23 protein-coding genes are annotated in these 24900 nt (G+C 58.4%); 20 read left to right on the forward strand and 3 right to left on the reverse strand.

Annotated elements, in window-relative coordinates; translation table 11 throughout:
• Positions 1-274: 274 nt before the first annotated feature.
• Positions 275-1846: a hypothetical protein gene (locus CS919_RS10260; protein ID WP_099299379.1), complete on the reverse strand. Its 1572-nt coding sequence runs from the start codon at positions 1844-1846 to the stop codon at positions 275-277.
• A gap of 727 nt (positions 1847-2573) precedes the next feature.
• Here CS919_RS10260 and CS919_RS10265 point away from each other — a divergent pair.
• From CS919_RS10265 to CS919_RS10275, 3 genes are read left to right on the forward strand one after another with little or no spacing between them, the layout of a single operon-like run.
• Positions 2574-3299: a nucleoside hydrolase gene (locus CS919_RS10265; RefSeq protein WP_234990915.1), complete on the forward strand. Its 726-nt coding sequence runs from the start codon at positions 2574-2576 to the stop codon at positions 3297-3299.
• Positions 3286-3846, forward strand: coding sequence for a hypothetical protein (locus CS919_RS10270; RefSeq protein WP_143341797.1), 561 nt, complete (start codon positions 3286-3288; stop codon positions 3844-3846). The genes CS919_RS10265 and CS919_RS10270 overlap by 14 nt, the downstream gene beginning before the upstream one ends.
• Positions 3827-4828, forward strand: a complete 1002-nt coding sequence (locus tag CS919_RS10275) for a hypothetical protein (protein WP_099299382.1) — start codon at positions 3827-3829, stop codon at positions 4826-4828. The genes CS919_RS10270 and CS919_RS10275 overlap by 20 nt, the downstream gene beginning before the upstream one ends.
• Positions 4829-5086: 258 nt before the next feature.
• Here CS919_RS10275 and CS919_RS10280 read toward each other — a convergent pair whose 3' ends face one another.
• Positions 5087-5710 carry a helix-turn-helix domain-containing protein gene (locus tag CS919_RS10280; RefSeq protein ID WP_099299383.1) on the reverse strand — a complete coding sequence of 208 codons (624 nt, stop codon included), beginning with the start codon at positions 5708-5710 and terminating at the stop codon, positions 5087-5089.
• Positions 5711-5920: 210 nt separating this feature from the next.
• Between CS919_RS10280 and CS919_RS10285 the strand changes: the two genes are divergently transcribed.
• The 17 genes from CS919_RS10285 to CS919_RS10365 all read left to right on the forward strand — a co-directional run bounded on the left by CS919_RS10285 (position 5921) and on the right by CS919_RS10365 (position 24360).
• Positions 5921-6838 carry a hypothetical protein gene (locus CS919_RS10285; protein ID WP_099299384.1) on the forward strand — a complete coding sequence of 306 codons (918 nt, stop codon included), beginning with the start codon at positions 5921-5923 and terminating at the stop codon, positions 6836-6838.
• Between the two features lie 29 nt (positions 6839-6867).
• Entirely contained in the window at positions 6868-7848 is a 981-nt protein-coding gene (locus tag CS919_RS10290) for a hypothetical protein (protein WP_099299385.1), read from the forward strand.
• 2 nt (positions 7849-7850) lie between these two features.
• Positions 7851-9677, forward strand: coding sequence for a cutinase family protein (locus tag CS919_RS10295; protein ID WP_099299386.1), 1827 nt, complete (start codon positions 7851-7853; stop codon positions 9675-9677).
• Positions 9678-9712: 35 nt separating this feature from the next.
• A complete protein-coding gene (locus CS919_RS10300) occupies positions 9713-10414 on the forward strand; it encodes a hypothetical protein (protein WP_099299387.1) in 702 nt (233 codons plus the stop codon).
• A 38-nt stretch (positions 10415-10452) separates the two neighbouring features.
• Positions 10453-10740, forward strand: a complete 288-nt coding sequence (locus CS919_RS10305) for a hypothetical protein (RefSeq protein WP_099299388.1) — start codon at positions 10453-10455, stop codon at positions 10738-10740.
• Positions 10741-10745: 5 nt separating this feature from the next.
• A complete protein-coding gene (locus CS919_RS10310; RefSeq protein WP_099299389.1) occupies positions 10746-11018 on the forward strand; it encodes a hypothetical protein in 273 nt (90 codons plus the stop codon).
• 29 nt (positions 11019-11047) lie between these two features.
• A complete protein-coding gene (locus CS919_RS10315; protein ID WP_143341798.1) occupies positions 11048-11683 on the forward strand; it encodes a DUF8175 domain-containg protein in 636 nt (211 codons plus the stop codon).
• Positions 11683-12495, forward strand: coding sequence for a DUF8175 domain-containg protein (locus CS919_RS10320; protein ID WP_099299391.1), 813 nt, complete (start codon positions 11683-11685; stop codon positions 12493-12495). The genes CS919_RS10315 and CS919_RS10320 overlap by 1 nt, the downstream gene beginning before the upstream one ends.
• On the forward strand, positions 12480-14396 hold the full coding sequence (locus CS919_RS10325) for a hypothetical protein (RefSeq protein ID WP_143341800.1): 1917 nt from the start codon (positions 12480-12482) through the stop codon (positions 14394-14396). The genes CS919_RS10320 and CS919_RS10325 overlap by 16 nt, the downstream gene beginning before the upstream one ends.
• Positions 14397-14535: 139 nt before the next feature.
• On the forward strand, positions 14536-16059 hold the full coding sequence (locus CS919_RS10330; protein WP_143341801.1) for an SCO6880 family protein: 1524 nt from the start codon (positions 14536-14538) through the stop codon (positions 16057-16059).
• Positions 16060-16075: 16 nt separating this feature from the next.
• Positions 16076-18040 (forward strand): putative type IV secretion/conjugal transfer ATPase, encoded by a 1965-nt coding sequence (locus CS919_RS10335; protein ID WP_099299394.1) that lies wholly within the window; start codon positions 16076-16078, stop codon positions 18038-18040.
• Between the two features lie 3 nt (positions 18041-18043).
• Positions 18044-19732, forward strand: coding sequence for a VldE C-terminal domain-containing protein (locus CS919_RS10340; protein WP_099299395.1), 1689 nt, complete (start codon positions 18044-18046; stop codon positions 19730-19732).
• A gap of 18 nt (positions 19733-19750) precedes the next feature.
• A complete protein-coding gene (locus tag CS919_RS10345; RefSeq protein WP_099299396.1) occupies positions 19751-20320 on the forward strand; it encodes a hypothetical protein in 570 nt (189 codons plus the stop codon).
• A 46-nt stretch (positions 20321-20366) separates the two neighbouring features.
• Positions 20367-21074 carry a hypothetical protein gene (locus CS919_RS10350; RefSeq protein WP_099299397.1) on the forward strand — a complete coding sequence of 236 codons (708 nt, stop codon included), beginning with the start codon at positions 20367-20369 and terminating at the stop codon, positions 21072-21074.
• Positions 21075-21078: 4 nt separating this feature from the next.
• A complete protein-coding gene (locus CS919_RS10355) occupies positions 21079-22875 on the forward strand; it encodes a type IV secretory system conjugative DNA transfer family protein (protein WP_159460982.1) in 1797 nt (598 codons plus the stop codon).
• Between the two features lie 12 nt (positions 22876-22887).
• Complete coding sequence (locus CS919_RS10360) at positions 22888-23433, forward strand: DUF4913 domain-containing protein (RefSeq protein ID WP_099299399.1); 546 nt, start codon at positions 22888-22890, stop codon at positions 23431-23433.
• 3 nt (positions 23434-23436) lie between these two features.
• Positions 23437-24360 (forward strand): hypothetical protein, encoded by a 924-nt coding sequence (locus tag CS919_RS10365; protein ID WP_099299400.1) that lies wholly within the window; start codon positions 23437-23439, stop codon positions 24358-24360.
• Between the two features lie 129 nt (positions 24361-24489).
• On the opposite strand, the gene CS919_RS10370 is transcribed toward CS919_RS10365, so the two are convergent.
• Positions 24490-24900, reverse strand: a 411-nt coding sequence (locus tag CS919_RS10370; protein ID WP_234990914.1) for a hypothetical protein, incomplete at its 5' end; no start/stop codon positions are given.

Consider the following 24900-nt stretch of genomic DNA (forward strand, 5'->3'; position numbering starts at 1 on the left):
AGGTTCTCTGCCAGGATACGGTCCTCGACGAGGCGGACCACGCGGTCCTTCGCATCCTGGTCAAATTTCTTTGGCATGTTCCAGATTTTCCCATCTACTCAGACGGAACAAAACCTGGGGCACTTCACAGTGTGCAGACGTCGGGGGCGCGGTATCCGGCGTCGTCGGGGCAGGGGAACAGCGTGTCTTGGGTCAGATCCTGTGCCATGAGGGTGTCTTTCTGTGGTCTTTAGCCTGGTGGCTGCTGGTTTTAGTGTAAATCAGGAAAGAGTGGTTAGCGGGGAGGATGGTCGGGGTGTGCAGTGTGTTTGTGCTGCATGACGGGTTTCCAGTCGTGCCAGGTGCCGCACCAGTGGACGCTGTAGCGCTCGGCAACGATGTGCCAGGCCGGTGCAGCCTGGAGTGCGGCGTCGCTGAAATCGCAGCGGGTGAGCACGGTGGTAAACCAAGCATGTGGGCTGGTCGGAACGGTTTTTAACCCCAGGGCGTAGAGACCATGGTCTGGCCGGTATTGGCTGGCTGCGATAGCGCGCAGCAGTTGGGGGGTGTCGATGTGCTCCGGGACGTAAGCATCGATCAACCGTGCCAGAGCTGTTTGGGACATCCGTCCCTTGTCTTGGCCAAGAAGATGGCGGTAGGGGCCATTGGCTGACGGGCGGTGCGGATCAGTGCGCGTGAGATCGTCGGCAATCATCCTGGCGCGCTGCGAACATTGAGTCTGTTTCTGCTGAACTTCGGTTTTTGCGCGCGCCTGCGCGCTGTGAGTTTCCCTCTGTAAAGATGAAGAGAAGAGTAAACCGTAACCTACGGTGTAGGGGGTCTGGAGAAAGTTTTTGACGCTGGCGATGGCGTGAGAAATCCGGGATCGGATGCCGTTGAAGTAGCGCGTATCGCGGGCTGCCAGGCGCTCGGTGAGTCCGTGTTTCCAGGCGGGGCCGTCCGGGTTGTGGCGGGGGATAGCCCAGTCGGGGATGTTCAGATCGCAGGTGTTGCCGACTCGTTTTTGCCAGGTGCCGTGGTGGACGAAGGCGGCGTAGGTTTCGATGGCGCGCAGTTTGCCTCCATCGCGGAGGTGACAGAGGAAGCCTTCTTTGTTGAGGATGCTTCGGATGTGTTGGACGCGCTTAGCGGCGGATTCTTCGCTGGTCAGTGTGCAGCCGTGCTCTGCAACGGCGATACGCCAGATCGTGGCGTTGGAGGCGGTCAGGAAGTGGCCGTTGGGTTGGGCCAGGGAAGCCATCGCGGCGATGAGGGCGCGGATATTGTTCTCTGAGCAGGTCAGTGAGTTCCGGGAGCGTTGATCGAGTACCCAGTGGGTGGCGGCACCGATCCAGTGCTTTTTGCCGTAGATCCGGCCGCGCTTGGCTTTGGCTTTGGGCAGGCGGCACCAGCTGCCCTCGCCGGGTTGGCCGTTGTTGAGGGCGTAGACCGTACCAGAAAGCATGATCTGGGTGGTTTCCATCAGTGTGCAGAAACGCTCTTCGTTGGCAGCGAGCCAGGTGAGGTTGGTGGCGTAATCATCACTGGGCAGGGTGAAGTAGGTGCCCCAGGCGGCGACTTTGCCACGCTTCGTGCGTGCCTTTTGTACCGTGCGGTGGGCGTTGCGCAGCTTGGAGAGTTCCTTGGCGCAGTCGTTGGCGTCCTGCCAGTCCACGCGGGGCATATCGTCGGCTGACCAGGCATAGTTCTGGTCTTTGATGGCCTTGGAGAGTGCCGGGAGTTCCGGGTCAGCGTCGAATACGGATGGTGGGTCGGTGTGTGTGTGTGAAAAAAAATCCAGGTTGTTGTCGCGCCCGCTTGCATCTGTGGCAAGGGTACGGCTAACCTGGGGATCATCAATTGGCATTGATTTCCCTTGGTTGGGGCGACAATTTCTGTTCGAGAAGAAGCTGGTAACTTCTTCTCACCGACTCTCTTAAATCCTCCTCGTTGGTCGCGGGGGGGATTTTTTCATGCCGTGTGAGCACGTTGTCTTGACGGAATGCTGGTGAGGCAGGCCTCAAGAGTTCGCGGCGCTGATGATCGCTCAGCGCTGGCGACACGACTCAAAAATCGTCACCATATGAAATTTGTACTGAGCACCTAGCAAGTGAGGTGCGAAAAACGTCTTTGTCTCTGCCGGTAAATGCCCTCCAGATAATTACACAAGTGTCATCTACGCATTTTCGCATAGGTTTCCCTGGAGTAGAAGAGCGACGCGGGGGAGGGGTTGCTACATGGCAGGATTCCTTTCCTGCGAACCGTCCGAAAAGCTGCGATGTGTACCGTTCCTGTAGTACACTGACAACTACCGGCGAAATTCGCCTTTTTTTCAGACCCTCCGCTAGAGCGCCAACTCTATGATGCGGGGGGTTTTCCCTATGCTCTATAGGGATTGTGCGTGCCCCTGACTCGAACGAGGGGTGTAGTCCATCCACGCGGTGTAGATCTTATTACAACAGGTTCGTTGGGTGTTGTTTATTTGCAACGCGCCCTAATCAAAATCTACCAGAAACTATCATATCTTATGGCATGTATGATCATAACTATACGCTCGTTCTGAAAAGTGGTTGAGATTGTGAGACGTTATGAAGATGACCGATGGACGAACGGCAACAATAGTTGACACCGATGGGGGAGTGGATGACGTGCTTGCGCTCCGCGTCGCCCAATCTTTGGCTCAATGCCCATTGACGGTAACAACGGTGGGCGGCAATGTCAGTGCCGATCAGGCCGCTCAGACGGTCAGATTCATGACGGGGCTACCAGTGCACACTGGGCTGAATCCATATGGCTGGCAGCCAGAGCGGCGTCATGGAATCGACGGAGTACACGGTGCTTGGGACGGAGTTCATCGCCCTGTGGAGGCCGTAGATGCAATTGATCTAATTGCTAGGGCCTTAACATCTTCCTCGTCCACGATCATGTGCCTCGGCCCGTTAACTAACTTGGCTGCTGCACTGAGCCGTGTGGGTGGTGCGCGTTATGTTCAATCCCCGCGGGTATTTGCCTTAGGAGGAGTTGAGGGTGCACCTGCTGGATTAAGAGACACTAATCGAAATGCAGATCCTGCTGCGAGTTTGGCGTGTGCAAACATTGTGTCGTGGGTGTCAATGCGTCATGCCGCAGAGCTCTCCGCCATCAAGATGGCTGAGATCAGAGATAGCCCTGATTATGCCTGGATTGAACCTTTTGCTGAACGCACTGCCCAATCTTGGGGATGGGCAGACCGTTTCCCCGTCTACGACGTGGCTGTAGTGGCAGAAGCGTTGAATCCAGCATCCGCTGTTGGTGAGCTGATTTATCGTGCAGTGGCATAGAAAGCTCTATCTCATACGTCTCGCAAAAACCGTTTCTCCGCGGCGACGCGAGGAATGGAGCATCAATGCACTGGTTCGCAATGTGCAACGTGTAGTCAAAGAAGACATTGATGTGGTCTTTGTCGAAGCGTCTGCGGTCTCTGGAGTATGTGGCTCGCGTGTTCGCATCGGGAACTACAACCGCTTGTGCGTCCCTGCGGCGCATCAGACCGCGTCGTATGGCCTGTCTCAGGAGCTTGTACTTGTCCACGAGTTGGCTCATGTCTTGTGTCGCCATCGGGCATTGAGCTCTCGCAATGCCCGCGATCTTTCCTCTCAGGTCGAGACACTTTGGCCGGGACTTGATACCTCTTTCGTGCAGAAGTTTGTGGATGACAAGCAGGCGATGAGTGACGAAGAAGAAGCTGAGTTCTTGTCTGCGATGATCCTTCGTACTGCGCGTCAGCACAGCGCAGTGGGGGCGCTACTCACCGAGCGAAGGTCACATCGTGGTCGCCGCCTTTCAGGACTATTTGGAGGAACCGGTTATGCCGACAAGCATCGCTGAGCCGTTGCACCTGAGTGTTTTGGTGGTGTGCGGCTTGATCGCTGCGGGAATTTGGTCGCGTGCTCATGTCCGCTATCAACAGTTTCTGACGCTGTCGCTGGTCTCAATCTTGATTGCCGAGACAATGAAAAGTACGGCGGTGACTGATTGGATGGCCTCGATGCAGATGCACCTGGTGTGGCGTGGTGTAACGCAGACGGTGTGTCTTTTAGGTCTGGCGTTTTTAACCGAAGCGATCCGTGCGAGCGTGTGGGGCGCACTATGGCAGTCGCGCAGGCTGTATCTCAGAGTGACGTTGGTCTGCTGCGTCGGAGTCCTGCTGGTCATAATTTCTGCGTCAGTAGATCCTTCTTTTTCGAGGATCGAAAACGCGGGCGGAATCTTACCCGCGCTGTTTTTACTTCTCTTTAGCAGTGCCACGGTTGTGCTGTGTGCCCAGGGATTGCTTCATATCTTGATTAACCGCCGAGAGTCGTCGTTCGGACTGTGGCTGAGCCAGGCGATTATTATGCTCTTTTCGTTGGACTCACTGTCTCTAGTCGTGGCGTTTTGGCTGCACGGGGGAGCTGATGGACGTGATGATGGTGGCGTGTTGTGGTTCTCATGTATTGCCGCGACTAGCACTGTGGCCCTGGCTGCTCTTGGATGGAAGGAAGATTCGCCAGAGCGCGACAGTGAGCATAAGATCTTGCAGCTGTGGCGAATGCTCTATGAACGCCGCGGCCAGGGCGATCCCGTAGACGTGCTTGAACAGCGAAAATGGGGAGGGGTTGACTTCACATGGATTGTGGTCGTGCGAGAGACTGCGGACTTCCTGGCATCAGAATCAAGGAAGGTAAGCCACACAGAGCAGGATTCATCCTCGCTGGCGCTGGCTATCTATGACTTGGATGCGGGTGCGCAGCCTATGAGTGAACCGCGCATCATCGACGGGTGGGATGAACTTGTGATGATCGCTCACGGTCTCGTGGATGAGAATTAGCAATGGTTTGCTGAATGATCTGCTCTGATCCTTCCCCTCGGAAGGTAAAAACCGCCGACCCGTCTTTCATCTGCTGACACATAAGGATGACCTGCCACATCCGAGAATCTGGCTTGACTAGTTCCTTCGGATCAATGTTCATCTGACCACAAGCGCGATTACAATCCTCAAGTGTGCAGATGTCGGGCAGGGTGCCTGTAGGAAAATAGACGCTTGCCGCAGTACGGGTACGTTCAATCAGAAGGGCATTAGCATTCATCAGAACCTCCGAGTTGGTTGAAGATTTCCTTGCCGGTAACGCGCGATAGTGTCATCGCCGAGCTGATCATCAGGGATGAGCCCAAGCCTCCACCTGCGGTAGAGCTGGCCGTCGTAATCGGGGGATTCAGGGGCAACCAGCGGTTGATTCGAGACGATATTCGTCAAAAGCCTCAGTGCAACAGGGTCATTGGATTCGATCGTGGTGTCTATCCAACGACCCAACAAAGCGTTGGTAATCGCGGTGATCTTGTCTGTGAAGGTGGAGGCGGTGAAGTCTCCTGTGTGTTGATGATGCTGAGCAAGCAGGGAGTTCCAGGTCATCAGTTCGGCGATTTCATCCTCGTGGATAAGTAACGCAGGCCTGGATGAGCTGGAGTGTTCGTCTCGCGCTTGAGAGTCGCGGAAAAGCCTCTGTGTTGTTCCTTCATCCCACTGGAGGATTCTGTCAAGAGCCTGCATCGTCTTGCGGTGCGGGTTGATCACTTTGTCGTTCTCAAGGCGATTAAGAGAAGACGGGCTCGGGCCGTCAAGTGCGGCGACGTCTTCTATAGACAGTCCAAGTTCGTGTCGTCTGTCGCGTAGGGCGCGACCGAACGAGGGGCGAGAAGACTGAGGAGACATGACTACCAGCCTAGACAACCGTGCAAATAAACCGCGAATGCGCCACCAGTTCAAAATGAAGTGGGGAATAACGACACTTGATGCCGTAATAAACCATACATAAGCTAACTTAAATGATATTTAAATGACATGTGCACAGTAGACAAGAGGGATACGATGGTCATATAATGACATGGTTGTTAGTTCACTACGACCCAAGAAGGTTTGAAGATGACCCGTAAAAAGACCCCCTTGCTGATTGCTGCCTCAGTGGCCAGCCTGTTGTCGAGCGCGATTGCTTTCGCTGCGCCTGCAATGGCCGATGAAGAAGTTGTGGTGCAGCCGGGCACCGAAACTCCAGCCCCAGAGACTCCCTCGACTGACACGGGAGCTGCGCAGCCGGGAACCGAAACCCCGTCCGAGCCTGTCGAGGGCACTCAGCCAGGTACTGAAACTCCAGTCGAGGAAGCACCGACCCCTGTTGACGAGACCCCTCAGCTGGGCACCGAAACCCCGGTTGAGGAAGCACCCGCTCCTGTTGAAGAGACCACGCCGCCAGTGATCGAAGCGCCGGTCGAAGAGATTCCAGAGCCGGTTGATACAACTGCACCGGTCGAAGAAGCCCCTGTGGTCGAGCAGCCAGCGGTTGACGAAGCTCCAGCACCTGAAACTGTCGATCCGGCTGCCGAGGCTCCGGCTGCTCCTGCGGCTGAGGAACCAGTTGCTGAGACCACTCCAGCCCCTGTCGTCCCTGCACCTGTTGTGCCAGCCAAGCCAGTGGTGCTCTCCGAGGGCGCGGCTGAGCTCACCGGCCCAGGCGTCGACGCCACCGCCGGATATGTCACCGTGCCGTTTAAGACAACGGTCAATGCCGACGTCAACACCCAGTTCGGTGAGTTCTCCGCACCCGAAATCACCGTCGGTACCTACGACCTGGAGACCGGCACCGCCGATTTCTCTGTCGCAGGCAACGAACAGACTCTGACTCTGGCCAAGCCAGTGGCAGACGGTTTGCGCGCCGCATCCGAGGCTGTACCAGCAGAGGTGACCGAGAACGCTCGCCAGGCCACGGCATCCGGCGACTACCACGGCACCGTCGGCCCATGGGACGGCTCGGCCATCTGGGGTGCTGAGTCTCTACAGAAGTAGTGATTACGACGCGGTAAGGGGAAGAAACAATGGCAGATCCTAAAGAGGATGACATCCCAGAGTTGATCTCATGGGTCAACGGCTTTGGCGATGAACCTTCCTCACCGAAGCCCAGTGACAAGCCTGTCGAAAAGCAGGCCGCACCAGAGCAACCTGCTCCGCAGCGGCTGAGCATCGTCGAAGATCCTGAGCCAGGGCCCGTAGAGGATTCCGCGGACGACCCTCGTGAAGACAACGATGACACCGATGAGGTGGATGCCCCTGAGATCAATAGCTGGGATGATCTCTTTGCCGCGCCTGCTCCTGCCGCTCGGAACCAACAAGAGACTCCGGCCCCACCTCGGCGCAGGAAGAGCTCGGCACGCAAAGCTGAGGCTGGCACGAAAGCTCCGAAGCCACAGCGGCCAGTAAAAACTCGCCGTGAGGTACCCGCGTGGGTCAAACCTGCGGTTATCGCTACTGGTGTGCTGACCATCGTTGCTCTGCTGGTCGGGGCGATTGTTGTCGGCCAGTCGTTCGGCACAGACTATGCCGCTGATCACACTGCGCCTGCGCAACCGTCTCTGGACAGCAGTGCGGGCCAGGCAGCGGCCACCACCACGCGTGACCGGTTGGCCACGGATATGCCCAAGGATTCCGTCACGGTCGTCAGCGACGGCTGTGACCTCGAACCAGACCAAGAACGGATGCCGCCATCTCAGCGAAATCTGCGCAGTGCCTACATCACGTTTCAAAAAGAGTATGAGGCACGCAATGCAGAAGGAATCAAGGCATTGATCCTGCCGTCCAACAAAGAGTGGCGCGGACAGGACTGGGAGAAAATCTTGAACTCAGTGCCTGAAGATTACTCGTACTGCATGACCATGCCCCCAGCCGTAGGCACAACTGCTACGGCCACGATCCGTATGCACATGAATGGCAAAGACGTGATCTCTCACCAGAAAATCACCGGCCGAGCCGACAAGGCCGGGCGCTGGTTCATTGAAAAAATCGAAGCGAAGAAGGATTAATCATGACGGCACGAACAGCAGTCACAGGGGTTGTTGCAACCACCGCGGCTGTTTTCCTGACTGTGGCAGGCATGGCTCCGGCCGCCAGTGCCCAGTCAGAAGAATCCACGACAAGTAGCACCACCAGTTCCACCACAGAAAGTCAGACGGAGCCTTCCTCGCTAGAGGAGACCACTGAATCCGCCGAGACAAGCTCGACGGCTGCCGGTGATCCGGTTTCCCCGAAGACTGACTCCGGCAGTTGCGTCGATGTGTTCGCCCTCGGTGTCCAGGGAACCGGCCAGAGTAGTTTAACCACCCCGCGCGACATGGACGGCGGCTTCCTCGGAGAGATCCTGGGCCGGATGTTCACGTTCAAAGACGGTGACGACGCCCAGGCTGTGAAAGGCCAGTTCGCGCGGGAATATATTCCGTATGACGCGGGCTGGGGTGGATTCGCCAACATGGGCACGATGAGTTACCGGGACTCTGTTGCAGGCGGCATCAAGGCGCTCGAGACTCGAGCAACGGAAATTCTGGATGAATGCCCCAGCACCTACATCGTCCCAATCGGGTATTCCCAGGGCGCAGATGTCACAGACCATTTCCTGGAAAACGTCGGCAACGGATCATCCTCGGTGCCTGCTGAGTCAATCTTGGCGGGATTCAACATGGGCGCTCCCGCACGGCGGGAGGCTCAGCCCATTGCGGAAGGTGGACGCGTCAGCGTCGACATCGGAGCTGACACTCCAGCGATCGACGCGTTGGAGGAGATCACGGCTCCTGTCCCTGACGGGGCCGGCTTGACCGCCACCGGCGATCATGTCCAGTCCTACGGGACACTCGATGGTCGCGTGGTGAGCTTTTGCGAACACGGCGATCTGGTGTGCGACATGCCAGCGGATGCTCCCGCGGCACGAGCGCTAGCGAAGCTGGCGACCTCGGTGACGATAAAGGGTGATCCTTTCCGTGCAATGGATCAGCTCAGCGACGCGCTGATCATGTCTCCACTGGAGGCAGCCAGCTCGGCAGTCAACGAAGATGTCCAGGGAGAAACGCTGGACTCGGTGAGCTTCACTCCATCGAAGACGATCTCGCAGCGTCTCGAGGATGCCGCAGCCCGTGATCCAGAAGAACTCGCAGGAAACGGTACGGAATCCGCGACCGCCTCCGAGTCTGCAACACCAGAGGCAACCGAAACGGCTGTGCAGCCTGGTCTAGACATTGAAGACACCTCCAGCACCACGGCAACGACATCTGCCTTGGGAAACTCTGCACTGTCTGTGGCTGGAACGGGTAGTGCATCGGACTCTCAAACGTTGTCCAGTGCCGGTCAGGCTCTTGGCAAGCTCGGTTTGCTGGGCGTGAATGCGTTGATTGCTGTGGCGCGTGAGACGTTTACACCAGACACGATCGCCCAGGTGGCAGGCGTTGGCTTGGTCAACCCCGCAGCTGCGCTGCCGGTGTTGGGTGCCAAGGTCGCTGCATCGGCCACAAAGGTGATGGCCCCGGTGGGCGTGCGTGGCGCGTCTGCCGCATTCGAGGTCGCCCAGGCTGAGGTGGACTCCAACGAGGGTCTGCTGCGCATGGCCACCGATGTGAATTACTGGGCGCACTGGAAGAAGCACTCCAGCTACAACCACGTGCCCGTGAATGCCTCCGGCGATTCTGCGATGGAATACATCCGCAAGTTCTTAATGGCGGCGACTCAAGATACCGCACAGAAACCAGACGACTCTGAATCCGCGTCCGCATCTGAGACGTCCGAGAGTGAGACCACTGAATCCGCCACGGAGACCTCCACTGAGCGGGACGCCGCGAGCGCATCGCAGACCGTGACCGCTGGTTAGATCGCTGACCGTTTTTCCAACCTCGAAGGACAATCATGACCGCAGTACCGCAGTTGAGCAGCCGACAGGCACGAAACAATGATTCCGTGCGCTGGGTGGGGCCTGCTGGTGGGTATCCGCCACCGCCAGAGCACCGCCGTTTCCCTGTGGCTTCCGAAGCACTGGAAACCTCGGGCACAACACCACGTGTGTGGGCTGTGTCTGCTCACGGTGGGGCCGGGGCAACTGCTTTGGTGAGCCAGGTGCCATTTCTTGGCGATGCTGGTCAGATTTTCCCCTCCGGGGAGGTCAAAGGTGAGTCTGACCTAATCATCATCTGTGCCGCAGAAACCATCACTGGCCTCTCCGCTGCCCACGACTTGGTGCTGCAACATCGCAACGAGCTTGCAGGAAACACCGAGCTGCTGGCCGTGGTCACCCGCCCCGCCCAGCCGGGGTGGACAGGCAAGCGCACACCCAAGGTGATCGCAGAGCGGCTAGCAATCCTGGGCGATGAAAATTTGCCGGGCGAGGTCATCCGCGTGGAGTGGAATGAGCAGTTGGCCCTGACCACTCCCGAACGTCGAGAGACAGTTCAGCCCCAAGACATTGCCGAGTGGCTGGCCATGGACGACAAAAGCCAGGCCAAAGCTCGCCGTGTGAAAAATTCCCCCGCTGCGCTGGGCATTCTGCCCGCCGCAGCCGACATTCTTGACTTGGCGCGGGAAGCCTCTCGTGCCTCTCACTCCGGCGCGTAAACCCCGCGCCACCAGTATTTGAAAAGGAAGTAAGAACAATGTTCAACACGCTCTCTGCCCACGCGATGGTGCTCGCACAAGAAATCGACGTGAATCCGACACCTCCTCCTGGAGGAGATCGCATCCTGGAATTGGTCAACATCCTTGGATGGATCGCCATGGTGGCCGGTGTTGCTGCCTTGCTCTGGGGTGGTGCAATGTTCGGCTGGGAAAAGTGGTCGAGCCACGGTGAAGCCCAAGCACCACGAAGGGTAATTGCGGCCATCGTTGGTGGCGTGATCGGCTCTGTAGCAGGCCCACTGATGGCCTTTGCGGTGGGTAACTAAAGCCAATGACCAACGTCCTGATGAACATGGCTGCCGACTATAAGACTCCGCCTGCTGAAGTCACCGGCAATGTCTCGACATACCTGGGCTGGTTCCTGTGGCTTCTGATGGTCTTGGCCGTTGGACGTTTGATCTGGATCGGCGCCCTCTTCGGCTGGCATCGATGGCAAGGAAACCCCGACGAGAATGCACCCGTGGTGCAGATCATCGGCCTGATCATCGGCGGAATAATCGCCGGAACCGCCGGTACGTGGGCCGTATTCATGGTCGGCAGGTAGACGCAAACAATTCGTAAAGGAGAACACACGTGGGTAGTCGAACATCTCACCGTCGCGTCACAGCAGGTGCAGTCCTGATGGCTAGTGCGCTGCTGATGACGTCGTGTGGTAGCGACGAGGAGGCCACTGGGTCTCAAGGTCCTGATCTGTCGGCTCCGCCGCAGAAACTGTCCTGGAGCAAGGTCAAGGGTGTGAGCTTGCCCGTCTCGTCGGTGCATGGCCCACGTGATGTTGGTACCTACAGTGACGCCTCTGGATGGGAACATTCCCCGCAGGGCGCGGCATTAGCGGCAGTCAACGGGTCGATCCGACCGATCCTGGCTGACGACAAGCACTGGGAGGAAGCGGCCGCAGCGGCATTTGCCCCCACGGAGGGGCGTGACCTGTTCACGCAGGCACGTGTCTCGATTATTGGCCAGGGCATGGATAAGTCCCTCCTGCCAACGGCGTTCAACGGGTACAAACTCAACGACTACTCCGATGAGCACGCCGAGGTGACGGTGTTCACCTCGTACACCGATGGGTCAAAAGCATCAAACGCATACGCAATGGATTTCACCGGCGGCGATTGGAAGATCCACTTGCCTGATGACGGCAATGCCGGTGGATCGGTCAAAGCTGTTGACAATTTCCCTGACGACATGGTGCCCCTGGAGGCTAAGTGATGAATAAGACAATGCGCCGTGTCGGCGGTGTTGTGCTCTCCGCGGTGTTTGCGGGCAGTGTGCTCACCGCGTGCGGCAACGATGAGGAAGAGAACACGGCCTCTGAGCAGGTGGTGTCCTCGGAAGATAACCGACCTGTGGAGGAGAGGTTCGAGTGGGAAGCACGTGCAGCTGACCCGAACGGCATCCTGATTTTCCAGCCGAAAGCTAGTGAGTCGAAGGGACAGATCCTGTCAACGGAGACCCGCTCGTATGAACCAGGATCGGAAGAAGCAAAGACCTCTGAGCCGGAAGGGGTTGTGTTTCAACTCGTTGATTTTTCGCCGGTTGAGCCTGTTCCGTTCTCTGAATCTGACGGGCCCACAGGCTTTGACGGGATGGTTCCGACTGGATACACCCAGTCGGCGGCTGGAGTTGCTTTGGCTGCTGCTGCTTACACGGCTGCTGCATTTTCACCCAACTATCCTGAATTTATTGAGAAGGCAAGTGTGGGGGCGACAGAGGAGACCCGTAAGCGAGTTGAATCTGTGGCGGCTCAGATTGCGCAGGATAAAGAGACGCTGCGCTCAGTGCACAAGGTCGGACGGGGGCCTGCCTCCGAAGGTGCGAAGGTGGATCTGATCCGCGATGACTATGCGAGGGTGTCGCTGTATTCGTTTGGTAAAAGGCAAGACGGAACCGAGGGGCTGGTCTCCATAACTCAAGACTTTCAGTGGATTGATGATCAGTGGAAGTTGAGCATTTCGGGCACTCCAGAGGTCTCTGCTGTGGAGACATTGCCGAAGGAGGCGTGGACATGGGATCAAAACTAATCCTCATAGCCAGGCGGATGGTCTGGATGATCTTCGCTGGATTGCTAGTTGTCGGTTTAGCTCCACCTGCTCAGGCGCAAGATGAAGCGTCGGCGCCTGCATCCGAGACAGCTGCGGCGGACTCGCAGCCAGCCGATGAGAAGGAAGATCCAAATATCTTGGATCGACTGAAAGATAATGCTGGTGCTCTAGGTGGGGCTAGCTTAGATTGTTTAAAGAATCTCGATGTGACGTCAGATAAGTGTCGTGGTGTTGGCGCGATGACAGCGAACCCGGGAACTGCTGCTGGCCTAGTGGCGGGTAAGTCGACCGTGGAGGAAGCCAAGCAAGAAACGTCGGACTTGGTTGAAGGCCAGTTCGGCAAGATTGTGGCGGCGATCGGTGAATCGGCGCTGAAGATGATGCAGTGGATGCTGGGCCTGTTCATCACCACGCCAAGTTCGATCGTGCTGAGTCTGGGAGATGGTAACGCCGGTGATCAGGATCAGGGGCTGATCGGTGAGCTTAACGGCTACCTCGGTTATATACAGCTCGTGGTGGCAGTGATGTCGATCCTTGCGATTGCTGCTCGTTTTATGCTGTCCAAGGGCAAAGAGCTTGGCGACATTACTGAAGATGCAGGCATGACACTGGGGCGCAGCTTATTTGCTGTGACGGTCTGGGCCGCGTTGATTATTGGCGTCACTCGTGTGATCGACGGTCTATCGCTGTGGATCTTTGATGAAACCTCGAAGCAAGCCTCCGATTCCGTGAGAGGACTGTTGGAACAGTCGACGGCTGATGACTGGACGATGAAAACAGCTTTCGCGTCACCTGCTGTTCTAAGCAATGGTGGAACGCTGGGCATTGTCCTTATCTTCGGCATCATCGTGATCATCACCTCGGCAATCCAAATGCTGTTGCTGTTTGTGCGCCAAGGACTGTTGATCTTCATGACTCTCTTCGCGCCGATGGTGGCCGCCGGTGGCGGTCTGCCCATGGGCAAGGAGATGTGGGAAAAGCTTAAGAGCATGACCATCGCCCTGCTTCTCTACAAGCTGGTGGCCGCTATCTTGTACGCCATTCCGTTCTTGGCGATTAAGGAAATCAAGAAGGACGACACTCTTTCGGTGATCGTCGCCCTGTTGCTGTTCATGTTGCCGATCTTGGTACTGCCGATGCTGCTTAATCTGCTGAGCCCCCCAGGAACTGGTTCCTTGGCAGGCCCGTCAGGCATGAAGGTGGCCGGTGGTGCCATCGGTCTGGCGGCCGGTGGTGCGATGATGGCCGCCACGGGTGGCACTTCTCGCGCGTTGGCTGGATCGCAGCCAACAGGCATGGCTGGGATGTCTACCGGTAAGAGCTCGCCTGCCGTGGGTGGTTTCGGCGGCTCTGGCGGTGGAGGTGGTGGCGGCTTCGGCGGCGGTGGATTTGGCGGTGGTGGCGAGTCTGGCCCTAGTCCGCGGCCTGCCGGTGGAGGCGGGGGCGCTGGTGTGCCTGAGTCTTCTCCAAGCGCTGCGATGGCTGGCGGGTCTCCCGCTGCGCGTTCGGTAGAAGCCGATTCCTCACCTGCCGTTGCAGGTATGGGTGTTCCGGGAGGAGACAGCGGGGGAGATCCTGGTGGAGCCATTTATGCTGGAGCCACGCCAGTAGCCCCTGGTGGTGGTGAACTAGCTGCTGCTGGAGCTGCGGGCGCTGCCGCAGGAGCCACGTCCGGAGGAGCTAAGGGGGCAGAGTCCGGCAGGCCAGTATCTACTGCTGGCGCGTCCCCTCGGGCGGCAGGACAGCGCTCCCCAGGTGTTGCAGCTGGTGGCGCGCATCGTCGTCGGACTCCTCCTTCGGCTGTCATCGGTGGAGGAAAAGCGCCGATCACTCAGTTAAAGGCAACCACCTCGAAGCCTCCCTCAGGCGTTTTGCGCTAAGCGCACGCACTGTCGATCAGGTTGTAAGTGAACACTCAAGCCGCCAGTCGACGCTGGCGGCTTCTTTATACACAATGTAAGCACCCTGGCATGTAAGGTAGTAGACATGTAAGGCAGGGTTACATTAGCGGAGAGAAGTATGGCAGAGAAAAAGCAGTTGAGGATGTACGGCGGATGGACGATGCCGCGCTCGGAGGGACTTTTTGGTCTGACCGCACCGGTGACGGCTGCGTTCTTCGTGTGGGTGATCCTAGTCGTGCTCTTGGGCGGCGTAGTCAGTTGGTTTGTCGCTGGCCCCGTGGCTATTGCAGGAATTATCGGTGGCGTGCTGTTGGTGCTCAAGCCCCAGGGCCGCCCAGTGAGTGAATGGATTGGACTAAGAATGGAATTCAAGCGAGCAAAGCGCAAGGGCCTGTCGAAGTATCTCTCTGGCCCGTTTTCACGAGTACCGGGAGGGCGCTACGCTCTTCCGGGCGTGCTGGGCCGACTGGAAGTATCAGAGCACTACACCGGCGGCAATCAGCCGTTTGCGATGCTGCATGATCCACAACGCAGCGAGTACACGGTCGTGTTTGGCATCTGGCCGCAGGGTGATCAGTTGGTCGACTCTGACGTGATGGATTCCTGGGTGGATCAGTGGGGTGCCTTCCTGTCCAACTTGGGAGCAGAGGGCGATGTTGTCGCCGCAACCGCAGTGGTGGAGACGTTCCCGTCGACGGGCATGAAGGTTCGCCAGGAAGTCCGTTCGATTACGAAACTGGATGCCCCGGTATTTGCGCAGCAGGTGATGGTGGAAGCAGCTGAGATGCACTCGTCTCAGCGCATTGAGCTGGAAGCTCGGCTGTCGATCACATTTAAAGCCACGACGTCAGAAAAGCGGCGTGACGTCTCTGCGCAGGCTAAGGATTTGGCGGTGCGCCTGCCGTTGTTGCAATCGCAGATTGAGTACGCGGGGCAGAACACCCGTCCTTTGGCCATTGATGATCTTGTGACCGTTGCCAAGCGGGCGTACAGCTCATCACTGCATCCTGAAATTGAGGCATTGTCGGCCACGAGCCGTGGCCATGAGATTGAGTGGGCAGATGCTGGGCCTTCGCAGGCTGAACAGACCCCGAACTACTACGTCCACGATGGCTCAGTGTCCTCAACCTGGGAGATGGTCATCCCACCTCGTGGCTATGTGCCCCACCGCGTGCTACGCGGATTGTTGATGAAGGACATTGACTTATCGACCAAGCGAGTGGCGGTGTGCTACCGACCTCACACGGCAGCAGAAGCAGCCAAGCTCGTGGACTCGGATGCAATCAACAAGCGTGAGCGCACCAAGCAAGAGCGCGGGCGTCGCGGATCGGCAAGTGCTCGCGCCGAACAGGATGAGGCATCAGCTGAGCAGGCACGTCAGGCAGAAGCGTTGGGTCATGGACTGACTCGATTTGGCTTGCTCGTCACGGTCACTGAACCTGCACAGGATCTGGATGAGTCAGGTCGTATGACGGTGGACAAGATGCCGAATGCGGAAGCCATTTTGAAGAGCTTGTCGCAGCGTTCCCGTATTCAATTGCGGCGCCGATACTGCTCGCAGCAGTTGAGCTTTGCTGCCGCGTTGGGCCTGGGCATCAACATCCCAGAGCATCTGTCGGCCGCGGCACTGGTGCAGGGCTAAAGGAAGGGGCGGACAGATGATGGCAAAAAAGCAGAAGATTGAGAAGCCGAAGACCCCCAAGAAAGGCTATACAGCCGATGGTGTCTACACCGAGTGGCGTCTCGAGGAGCTCAATCGCAAGGCCCAAGGTTCAGGGCCGTCGGCGGTGTGGGCCCGGCAGCTGCTGACTCGAGATGCGAATTATCGACGCGTGAAGTTCGGAGATAACGCCAAGGTGGACGGGGATGTCTGGCGTAAACCTCACACCATGACGCCACGTGGCATGGTCGGAGAGTTCGGCGGCCCGGATTTCTCAGTCGGAGCGATGCCTGAAGCCCGCGGCACGACCGATGTCGTTGCCGGTTTTTACCCCTGGTCAGTGGGTGCTGGCTCGCCACCAATCGGCCCCCCGATTGGCTACAACCTGATGACGGGCGAGCCCGTGCAGTTTGATGCCACCGGCTACAAACTGCGTGGTGGCGGGATCACTGCCCCCATCGTGATGATCATTGCGCTCAACGGCTTCGGCAAGTCAACGCTGGGTCGCCGCATACAAAGCGGTGCCGTGGCACAAGGACGTACCTCGCTGGTACTCGGCGATTGCAAACCCGACTTCCGTGATCAGGTCGAAGCAATGACCGATGCCCAGGGTAATCCGATGGGCCAGATCATCGAGCTGGGCCATGGCCTGGGCAGCCTCAATCCACTGGATGTGGGCCTGCTGGGTGTCGCTGGTGACCGCATTGCAGCTCTGGCAAAGACACTGGAAGACGCTGAACAACGCCGTGATGAAATCTCCCAGCGGGAGATCGACGAGCTGGTCATGCCGAGCTTTGCCCAGCGGTGGCGGCAGATGGGCGCGGACGCGCGCTCGGACTGGATTCGGGAAGTCAACACGCGAGCCCGCAAGGTCAAAGAAGAGCTGCGTTCCCGTCAAACAATGATGGTCGCCTCGTTGGTGCAACTGGTGCGCCGCTCGGCCATCAATGAGTTTGAGGAGACGATGATCGCCTCAGCAATCAGCCGACTGTATGAGGATGGTGGGTTTACCCACGATCAGCCACCTCTGCTGGAAGATCTGTATGAGCTGATCCGCATGCCCAGCTCGGAGATGATGCTGGATGCAGGCATTGATCCTCGCGACGGTAAAGACGCTTCCGAGCAGGATCGCCTGCGTGCTGAGGAGGAGTACCGCCAGGACATTAAGCCGCTGGTGCGCTCCTTGCGCGCACTGATCCGCGGCGAGTTCGGGGAGATTTTTAATGGTCACACGACCACTCGTCTTCAGTTGGATGCGGCGGCCATCGATGTGGATGTGTCCAACATTCCGCACTCGGATGCATCCCCGCTGCGTGGAGCTGTGTTGCTGGCCTGCTGGGGTGAAGGGTTTGGCGCAGTGGAAGCCGCACACCACCTTGCGGATGTCGGACTGGAACGTAAGCGTACGTTCCAGATCATCATGGATGAGCTATGGCAGGTGTTGCAGTCACACTCGTCGATGATTTCCAAAGTCAATCAGCTCTCCCGTTTGAATCGTCAGACGGCCACCGAGCTGGTGATGATCACGCACTCTATTGCCGACCTGGCAGCCTTTGACTCCAAGCAATCGCAGAATGAGGCTGACGGTCTCATCGAGCGTTCCCGTGTGAAGTTTTTCGGCCCGTTGCCGAAAAAGGAGATCAATCGCCTCCGTGATGTGGTGGAACTGTCCGAGGCTGCACAAAACATGCTGGTGACGTGGTCAGCCCCTCCGGCCGTGGCTGGTGAAGCAGTGCGTCCTGGCGAGAAGCCACCACCACCGCCGGGAACCGGAAAGTTCGTAATGAAGGTCAATGAGCGCGGCGCAGATATTGCCTTCCAGCTGGTGCGCACTCCGGTGGAAATCTCCAGTGGCGTGCACAACACCGATAAGCGCTACGACGACGCGGCAGTGCTGAACGCACTCGATGACGAGTCGGATAGCTTCCCCGAGTTCGAGACCGTCTCGGTCATGGTGGATTAGGCGATGAAGAAAACATCCAGCATGGGGATGATCTTGGTCGTGATCATCGCGGTGATCATCCTGCTGATCACGATTCTGGTGACCGTCTTTGCCGGTGTGGAAGAACCACAGACCTGCGAGGGCCCAGGATCAGCATCAGTCGGTAGCGGTAGTCCCGTGGTCAACGGTGACTTCGCGGAGCCGATCGCTGACTCAAAGAGCAAAGAAACCTCCGGGTATCGATCTGCCGATCGTCCCGACCATGAGGGAATCGACTTTGCAGGTCCGGTGGGAGATAAGCTCTACGCCTTCGCTGACGGTGTCGTCGAGCAGGCAGGCCCTGCAACCGGCTTCGGCAACTGGATTGTCATTGGCCACGAAATCGACGGCAAGCACTACAGCACCGTGTACGGCCACATCTTCGATGAAGGCCTGAAGGTCAAGACTGGCGACAAAATCAAAAAGGGCCAGTACATCGCCGATGAAGGCTACAACGGCGAAGTCGATCCACCAGGCGTGGCTGGCGCACACCTGCACTTCGAGATCTGGGATGGTGGCCGGTTCGGCGGCTCCAGCATCGACCCCGAACCGTGGGTCGACAAGGCGCGCTCTGGTGGAGGCCGCGCCTCCAGCAAGCCGTCCGACGACGCGGCGGCAACGCCCTCCGATAAGTCGTCGGAATCTGCCTCGGCCGGAGCCAAGAAGCCAGAGGAAAAGCCCACCTCCGGTGGTGAATTGCCCGACTCTGACAAGATTCAGTCGGAGGAGCACCTTCAGGTCGACACGATTCGCGTCGCGCGAGCGGTCGCGCAGAAGTTCCCCCAGGTTGAGACGATCGGTGGCTGGCGCGAGTTCGACACCTATCCTGATCACCCGTCCGGACGCGCGGCCGACATCATGATCCCCAACTATGAATCAGATGAAGGCCGAAAGTTGGGCGACGCGATCAAGGAGTATCTGTTTGCCAATAAGGATGCTTTCCACATCCAGTACATGATCTGGCGACAGACGTATATCCCGAGCCAGGGCACACCGAACCTCATGGAGGATCGCGGGTCGCTGACACAGAACCACTTCGATCACGTCCACGTGACCACCGAGGGCCACGGTATGCCCAAGCCAGGTCAGAAATACGGGCCTGCACCTGAGGGAGGCAACGCCACCGTCGGTGCGGTCTCTGGCGATCCCGATTGCGCCGCGGGCAGTGCTGACGGAGTCGATGTGGCCCTAGAAGATGGCCAGATCCCGCCAGAGTTCGTCAAGTGGCTGCGGATCGCAGGCCGCGAGTGCAAGGGATACCCCGCACCAGTGGCCGCAGCTCAGATGAAGCAAGAGTCTGGATTCCAGAAGAACATCGGCTCGCCCGCGGGCGCGCAGGGCCCTGGCCAGTTCATGCCAGGAACGTGGGCAACCTGGGGATACAAAGTCGATGACCAAGGACGAAAAGTGGGTGCGGCTGGTGAAGGAAACATCAACTCGGAGGCTGACGCCACCATGGCCATGGCTCGACTGATGTGCAACAACATCGCCACCGCCGAACGCAAGAAGGCCTCAGGTGCCTGGAAGGGCGATACGCTCCAGCTCGCGCTGGCGGCCTACAACGCCGGTGAAGGCAACGTCGACAACGCCGGTGGTGTGCCGCCCTTTGCAGAAACTCAGCACTACGTCGAAGTCATCCCGGCCTCGGCAAAGAATTTTGAAGAAAAAGTCTAGAAGAAAGAGATACCCCTGATGAAACGTTCAACAATCTTTACCCTGCTGGTGATCACGCTGGTTGTCCTGCTCGGTGGCCTGGCATGGGCCGCGACCTCATTGCAGAGCGAACCGGAGCAACCCGCGATGGAGGCCACCGATGCACATGAGCGCATTGATCCGGCCGCCGATGACGTGCTGGTGGCAGCGGAGGGCATCATGTCTGCCCTGTTGTCGATGCGCCCCGCCGAGCAGACCAGTCCCTATGACCAGTACGCGACCGTGGAAGAGCGCCTGAGCGGCCAGTTGCTCCGCGTGGCACAAAATCCTCCCACTGACGAGATGAGCAAAAAGACCTGGCCCGAGCAATGGCAGTCCTGGGCCCGGTCAGGCGACCGCGTGCAGGGATTCGTGACTCGGGCTCCCGGCACGGAGCCGGTTGCTGAGGATGCCACTACAGCGGAGGTCACGGTCGATATGGAGCAAAAGGTCATTCACCCCGACGGGGAGATGACACCGTACCGCTCCAGCGTGGCCACCGTCTCCATGGTCAGAGAGGAGGGGATGTGGAAGGCAGCAAACTACGAGATCACCCACGTCAACTACTAACACCACCATCACACAACGAGCTTCACTCCAAGAAAGAGGACACATCATGGCATTGAGCAAGGCTGACAAGCAGCGCTGGGACGAAATCGACGAGATGATCTTCGGCGCGAAAGACGAACTGAAAGCAGCACCCGACCACACCACGCTGCGCCAGTGGGCAGAAGACAACGGCATGGACAACGGGCCAGACTTCGGAAAATTCAAATCATCCCTGCGCAAAATCGGCGTGGACTACAACAGCCTTAGAGAAGAAACGATCAAGGAACGCGACGCCGCACTTCTCGAGCAGGCTCAGGAAATGGAGATGAACGCCGAAGGCCTGCCGTTCATTCAGCTGGAATGCGCCGCAGTAGAGCAGGACGATGAGGCCAGCTTCGCCATTACCGATGACGAAGGCACTGCCCTGTGGTTCGGGCGATTCAGCTCCAAGTTCGAGCGCATCCGCAAGGAAGGCGACCTCGTCTCTGCCGAGCAATCCGCAGCGGATAAGGCGGTGTATGCCGCCGCGACAGCGCGCAAGGCCTTGGGCATCGACAATATTGCGCTGTGGCTGACCACTTCCTGCCCCGACCTGGACGAAGACAGCCTGCGCGTGGCGGGAGCCCGCCAGGGTGTGGCACTGAGTATCACCGTCGACCAGGACGCGGATAAGGCACTGTTTATGGCGCAGATGGGCGGCTTCCGCAACCTGCGCGATGTGCCTGAGACTGAACTGGCGGCCTTGGTCGAGACCGAAACCGACGAGGAAGCCTAGACCCATGTCAACGAGTGTGAGAAATCGCAGTGACCACTTAGGGATGCCGTACTGGGCAGGCCCTTATCTCCTCGGCGGCGTACTCGTAGGTCTGTGGCTGATCTTTTGGGCAGGTCAAGCACTCAGCGGGCCGGGCGTATCCGTAAACCCATTGCTGCACCTGATCGGCCTGCTCAAACCAGCCCACGCACAGCACTACAGCATCCTCGGATTCATCCTCAGCGCTGTGATCCTCGCCGCGCTCGGCGGCCTGGTGCTCTGGCTGGTACGCAGCTCCCGTGCCCGCACCTCACGTGGCGGGTCGGTGCGCCACGCGACAAAGTCACTGGCCAGCCGTGCTCAGATTGAGCAGATGGGTCGCAAAGCTGTGACCCAGTCCCAGCAACACCTGAACATGGATCTTCCTGAGTGGGCGAGCCCCGGCCAACTGGTCGGCCGCGAGCTGGGCACCGGCAAAGAGATCTACTTGGACTACGAAACGCTGATGCTGGACACCTGGCCAGCGCGCTACGGTAAAACCACCGGGCGTGTGTTTCCGATGATGCTCGATGCCCCAGGCGCAGTCGTGGCGACCTCCAACAAGCCGGACTTGATTGGCGACACCATCGCTTTGCGTGAAGCTATCGGCACCTGCTGGGTAGGAGATCCACAAAGGATCTACACCGGCGGCGATGCCCGGCCTGCCTTCTGGGTCGATCCCCTGGACTACATCCGCCGTCGCCCTGCCGACGAGTGGGACTCAGCAGCAGGCGATCTCGCGCGATTGTTCGCCGACGATGCGGGCGTGTCCGTGGGATCTGGTGGCGATGACGCCATGTGGCGCAATAGCGGTGCTGAACTGCTGGCCTGCATGTTGCTGGCCGCGGCGGTGGAATACCGTCCCATTACCGACGTGCTCGACTGGGCTAACGATGAATCCGACCGATCCATCGTAGATATTCTCAAGCGCCACGACTGGCCGAGCATGGCCATGCTGGCCAACGGCAGCTACAACCTGGTCGATCGCACTCGCTCGGGAGTGTTTTTCTCCATGAAGTCGATGGTCACCCCGCTGGCCACGAAGGTGTTCCAAAACTGGGTGACCCGCCCACAATCCGACGATGTGCCAAAGTTCAGCCCCGACGAGTTCATCGCAGCCCACGATCGGGGAGAATGCCCCACGCTGTACCTGCTCTCGGACAAGCGCCGCGCAGGCTCAGCCTCACTCTTGGTGATCCTGCTGACGGTCTGGGTCACTGAGGCTGCGGAATACTCTGCATTCCGCCAGGGTGGACGTCTGAAGACGCCGCTGATGATGCCGCTGGACGAGATCGCCAACACCGTGACGTGGCAAGGAATGCCGGATGCCTACTCACACTTTGGCTCCAAGGGAATCATCATTGCCTCGATCCTTCAGTCCTATGGCCAGGCCAAGGAAATCTGGGGAGAGAATAAGGCTGGTGTGCTCCGCGACAATGCTGCATTGATGATTGGCGGCGGTATCAAGGACTCCGCGTATCTCAAGGAGATCGAAACGCTCATCGGCGAGTACGAATCCCGCAAGGTCAGCCGCAGCTCAGACAGCGATTCATATAAGACCTCCGCGTCGGTCTCCCTCGACGATAAGTCCATCCTGACCGCCGCAGAGCTACGCGATATGGACCCGCACATGATGCTGGTCATCGCACCAAAGCGACGCCCGGTGTTGGTGGAGACGATTCCGTTTTGGGAACGTACCTTCCGCCCAGAAATCGAGGCGCAGCGCAAGCTGATTGAACAAGCCAAGCAGGATGCGGCCGCTCTTGCGGCAGCGGAGCAGTAGAGGGAGGAAACAATGACAACACTGATCCACAAAGCCATTGAAAAGACTCTCGCAAATCTTCTGAAGCAAAAGATTGAAGCGGTGGTGCTCGAGCCATCAAAAAGAGCGTTCACCAACCTCAACGGCACAGGTGATGAGGTTGCAGGCCGCCTCGAGAAACTGGCAGACAAGCACGCACAGGCGCAACTGGCACGAGAACTGGAACTGCCCGCACGGACACGCTTTAGTGACGTCTTCGAGTTCGTTGACCGGGTCGTCGTGGATCTCTACGGCACCCAAATGACTCAGGAACTGCGGTGGTGCGAGCAGTTCTACCTCCACAAGGCAGCGATGCGACGTCTGACCCTGATGTGGGTCACCTGGGAGAACATGCGCGCCGAGATGCCCGCCACCGGCGAGGAAGTCTGGATGCGCACCATTGGCGACTATCACATGAACTTCCTGATGAGCGGCCGCGGGCCATTCACCCGCTGCACCACCAGTCATAAGCCAGATACCCCTCTGACTGTCGTGCCGCTGAGCCAGAAGCTGGCCGAACCAGACGAAAACAAGGAGTAAACAATGGATCCGCTACAACAACTTGATCAAGAACTAGAGCAAGCCTTCGTCTCGGTGCACCGTTCAGGGGCACAGACAATGCGAGACCTGCGCACCCGCACGGCCATGGGCCGGACGGGCCGCCCGAATCCGCGGCAAGTCGGAGCCCGTCGAACAAAGGCTCCTGGCCGTCGCCAGTTGCGGCGCATGACTCCAGGACAGCTCTCGGGATACATGGTTTCAGTGAATACTCGAGCCCTGGCAGGGGAGACGGTCGGTACGGAAGCTCGCCGGATCTCCGCCGAGCTGGGACGTCGAGAGATGAGCAAAACCCAAGGCCAGTGGAACACCATGGGACGCACGTGGCCCCAAGAAACAGGATTCCGCCCGCCAGTCGCCGCACCTGAAAATGCGGCGGCGGCACCTGCCCAGACCACCGACGCCTCAACAGCAGCAACAGCCCAAGTGGCGGCAGCGCGCGAAGAAGCGATCGCTGCACAAGATGCCGCGCTGGATGCCCAAGCAGAGGCACGCGAAGCTCGCCAGGACGCTGAATCAGCTAACGCTCGAACAAACCAGTCCACCCACGCTGATACGTCCCCCATGGATGCCGCATTTACAGCGGTCGCGGCAGTGGGAGGTGTCGCCGCCGTCGATGAGGTAGTGGAAGCTGTCGACAGCAGGGCAAGCGAGCTGGGAGTATCCCCCATTGCGGACTCGGAGACGGACGCTGGCGCTGATCTTGTCAGCGACCTGGTAGAAGATGGCGCTGACCAGGAGTTGATCGATGCGGCGGATTTTGGACAGAGTGCAGTGGCGGGTGGTGATGTCGCTGAAGCACTAGGCACAGAATCCTCAAGCCAGGACAAGGCAATGGAGCTGGGAACCGACACTGGCAACGACATGCCCAGCGTGGCCCCATCACCAGGTCAAGGAGCTGAGTTGTAATGCAGTCAGTCAAAGATAATAAGCAGCCGGTGGGTGCAGCGCTGGTACAGCGGTTGGTGTGGCATTTTCAGCTGCAACCACAGCAGGGCCCGACCCCACTGCCTCGGGGTGAGGTGTGGGGTTTGGTTGTTAGCTGAGGTAGAGGTTTGGGAAGTGTTTTTGAATGTTCGCTTCGATGAGGTTGCGCTGGTAGGCGTTTGGCTTGAAGGTGAAGTGCACTTCTACTTTGGTGCCGTTTTCTTTTACCTGGGCGTCTTCTGCGCCGGAGTCGATGTCATCTGCGATTGCGAATCGTTTTAGGTTGAACGCGTCGTAGTTGGTGACTCGTGTTCCTGGTTTTGCGTTGAAAGTGAGCGTGTGGCTCATACCTATCTCCTGGTGTTCGTGGTGCCGGGTTGTTCCGGTGTGTTGATTGAAGTGCCCCAGGTTTTGTTCCGTCTGAGTAGATGGGAAAATCTGGAACATGCCAAAGAAATTTGACCAGGATGCGAAGGACCGCGTGGTCCGCCTCGTCGAGGACCGTATCCTGGCAGAGAACCT

The organism is Corynebacterium dentalis (assembly GCF_900232865.1).
Classification (GTDB): Bacteria; Actinomycetota; Actinomycetes; order Mycobacteriales; family Mycobacteriaceae; genus Corynebacterium; species Corynebacterium dentalis.

Bases quoted from the DNA above. Each gene is read 5' to 3' on its own strand.
- CS919_RS10275 (WP_099299382.1), top strand. From the start codon at position 3,827: ATGCCGACAAGCATCGCTGAGCCGTTGCACCTGAGTGTTTTGGTGGTG.
- CS919_RS10340 (WP_099299395.1), top strand. From the start codon at position 18,044: ATGAAGAAAACATCCAGCATGGGGATGATCTTGGTCGTGATCATCGCG.
- CS919_RS10265 (WP_234990915.1), top strand. From the start codon at position 2,574: ATGACCGATGGACGAACGGCAACAATAGTTGACACCGATGGGGGAGTG.
- CS919_RS10345 (WP_099299396.1), top strand. From the start codon at position 19,751: ATGAAACGTTCAACAATCTTTACCCTGCTGGTGATCACGCTGGTTGTC.
- CS919_RS10260 (WP_099299379.1), bottom strand. From the start codon at position 1,846: ATGCCAATTGATGATCCCCAGGTTAGCCGTACCCTTGCCACAGATGCA.
- CS919_RS10325 (WP_143341800.1), top strand. From the start codon at position 12,480: ATGGGATCAAAACTAATCCTCATAGCCAGGCGGATGGTCTGGATGATC.
- CS919_RS10280 (WP_099299383.1), bottom strand. From the start codon at position 5,710: ATGTCTCCTCAGTCTTCTCGCCCCTCGTTCGGTCGCGCCCTACGCGAC.
- CS919_RS10365 (WP_099299400.1), top strand. From the start codon at position 23,437: ATGGATCCGCTACAACAACTTGATCAAGAACTAGAGCAAGCCTTCGTC.
- CS919_RS10360 (WP_099299399.1), top strand. From the start codon at position 22,888: ATGACAACACTGATCCACAAAGCCATTGAAAAGACTCTCGCAAATCTT.
- CS919_RS10300 (WP_099299387.1), top strand. From the start codon at position 9,713: ATGACCGCAGTACCGCAGTTGAGCAGCCGACAGGCACGAAACAATGAT.
- CS919_RS10330 (WP_143341801.1), top strand. From the start codon at position 14,536: ATGGCAGAGAAAAAGCAGTTGAGGATGTACGGCGGATGGACGATGCCG.
- CS919_RS10355 (WP_159460982.1), top strand. From the start codon at position 21,079: ATGTCAACGAGTGTGAGAAATCGCAGTGACCACTTAGGGATGCCGTAC.
- CS919_RS10335 (WP_099299394.1), top strand. From the start codon at position 16,076: ATGATGGCAAAAAAGCAGAAGATTGAGAAGCCGAAGACCCCCAAGAAA.
- CS919_RS10310 (WP_099299389.1), top strand. From the start codon at position 10,746: ATGACCAACGTCCTGATGAACATGGCTGCCGACTATAAGACTCCGCCT.
- CS919_RS10320 (WP_099299391.1), top strand. From the start codon at position 11,683: ATGAATAAGACAATGCGCCGTGTCGGCGGTGTTGTGCTCTCCGCGGTG.
- CS919_RS10295 (WP_099299386.1), top strand. From the start codon at position 7,851: ATGACGGCACGAACAGCAGTCACAGGGGTTGTTGCAACCACCGCGGCT.
- CS919_RS10285 (WP_099299384.1), top strand. From the start codon at position 5,921: ATGACCCGTAAAAAGACCCCCTTGCTGATTGCTGCCTCAGTGGCCAGC.
- CS919_RS10305 (WP_099299388.1), top strand. From the start codon at position 10,453: ATGTTCAACACGCTCTCTGCCCACGCGATGGTGCTCGCACAAGAAATC.
- CS919_RS10350 (WP_099299397.1), top strand. From the start codon at position 20,367: ATGGCATTGAGCAAGGCTGACAAGCAGCGCTGGGACGAAATCGACGAG.
- CS919_RS10290 (WP_099299385.1), top strand. From the start codon at position 6,868: ATGGCAGATCCTAAAGAGGATGACATCCCAGAGTTGATCTCATGGGTC.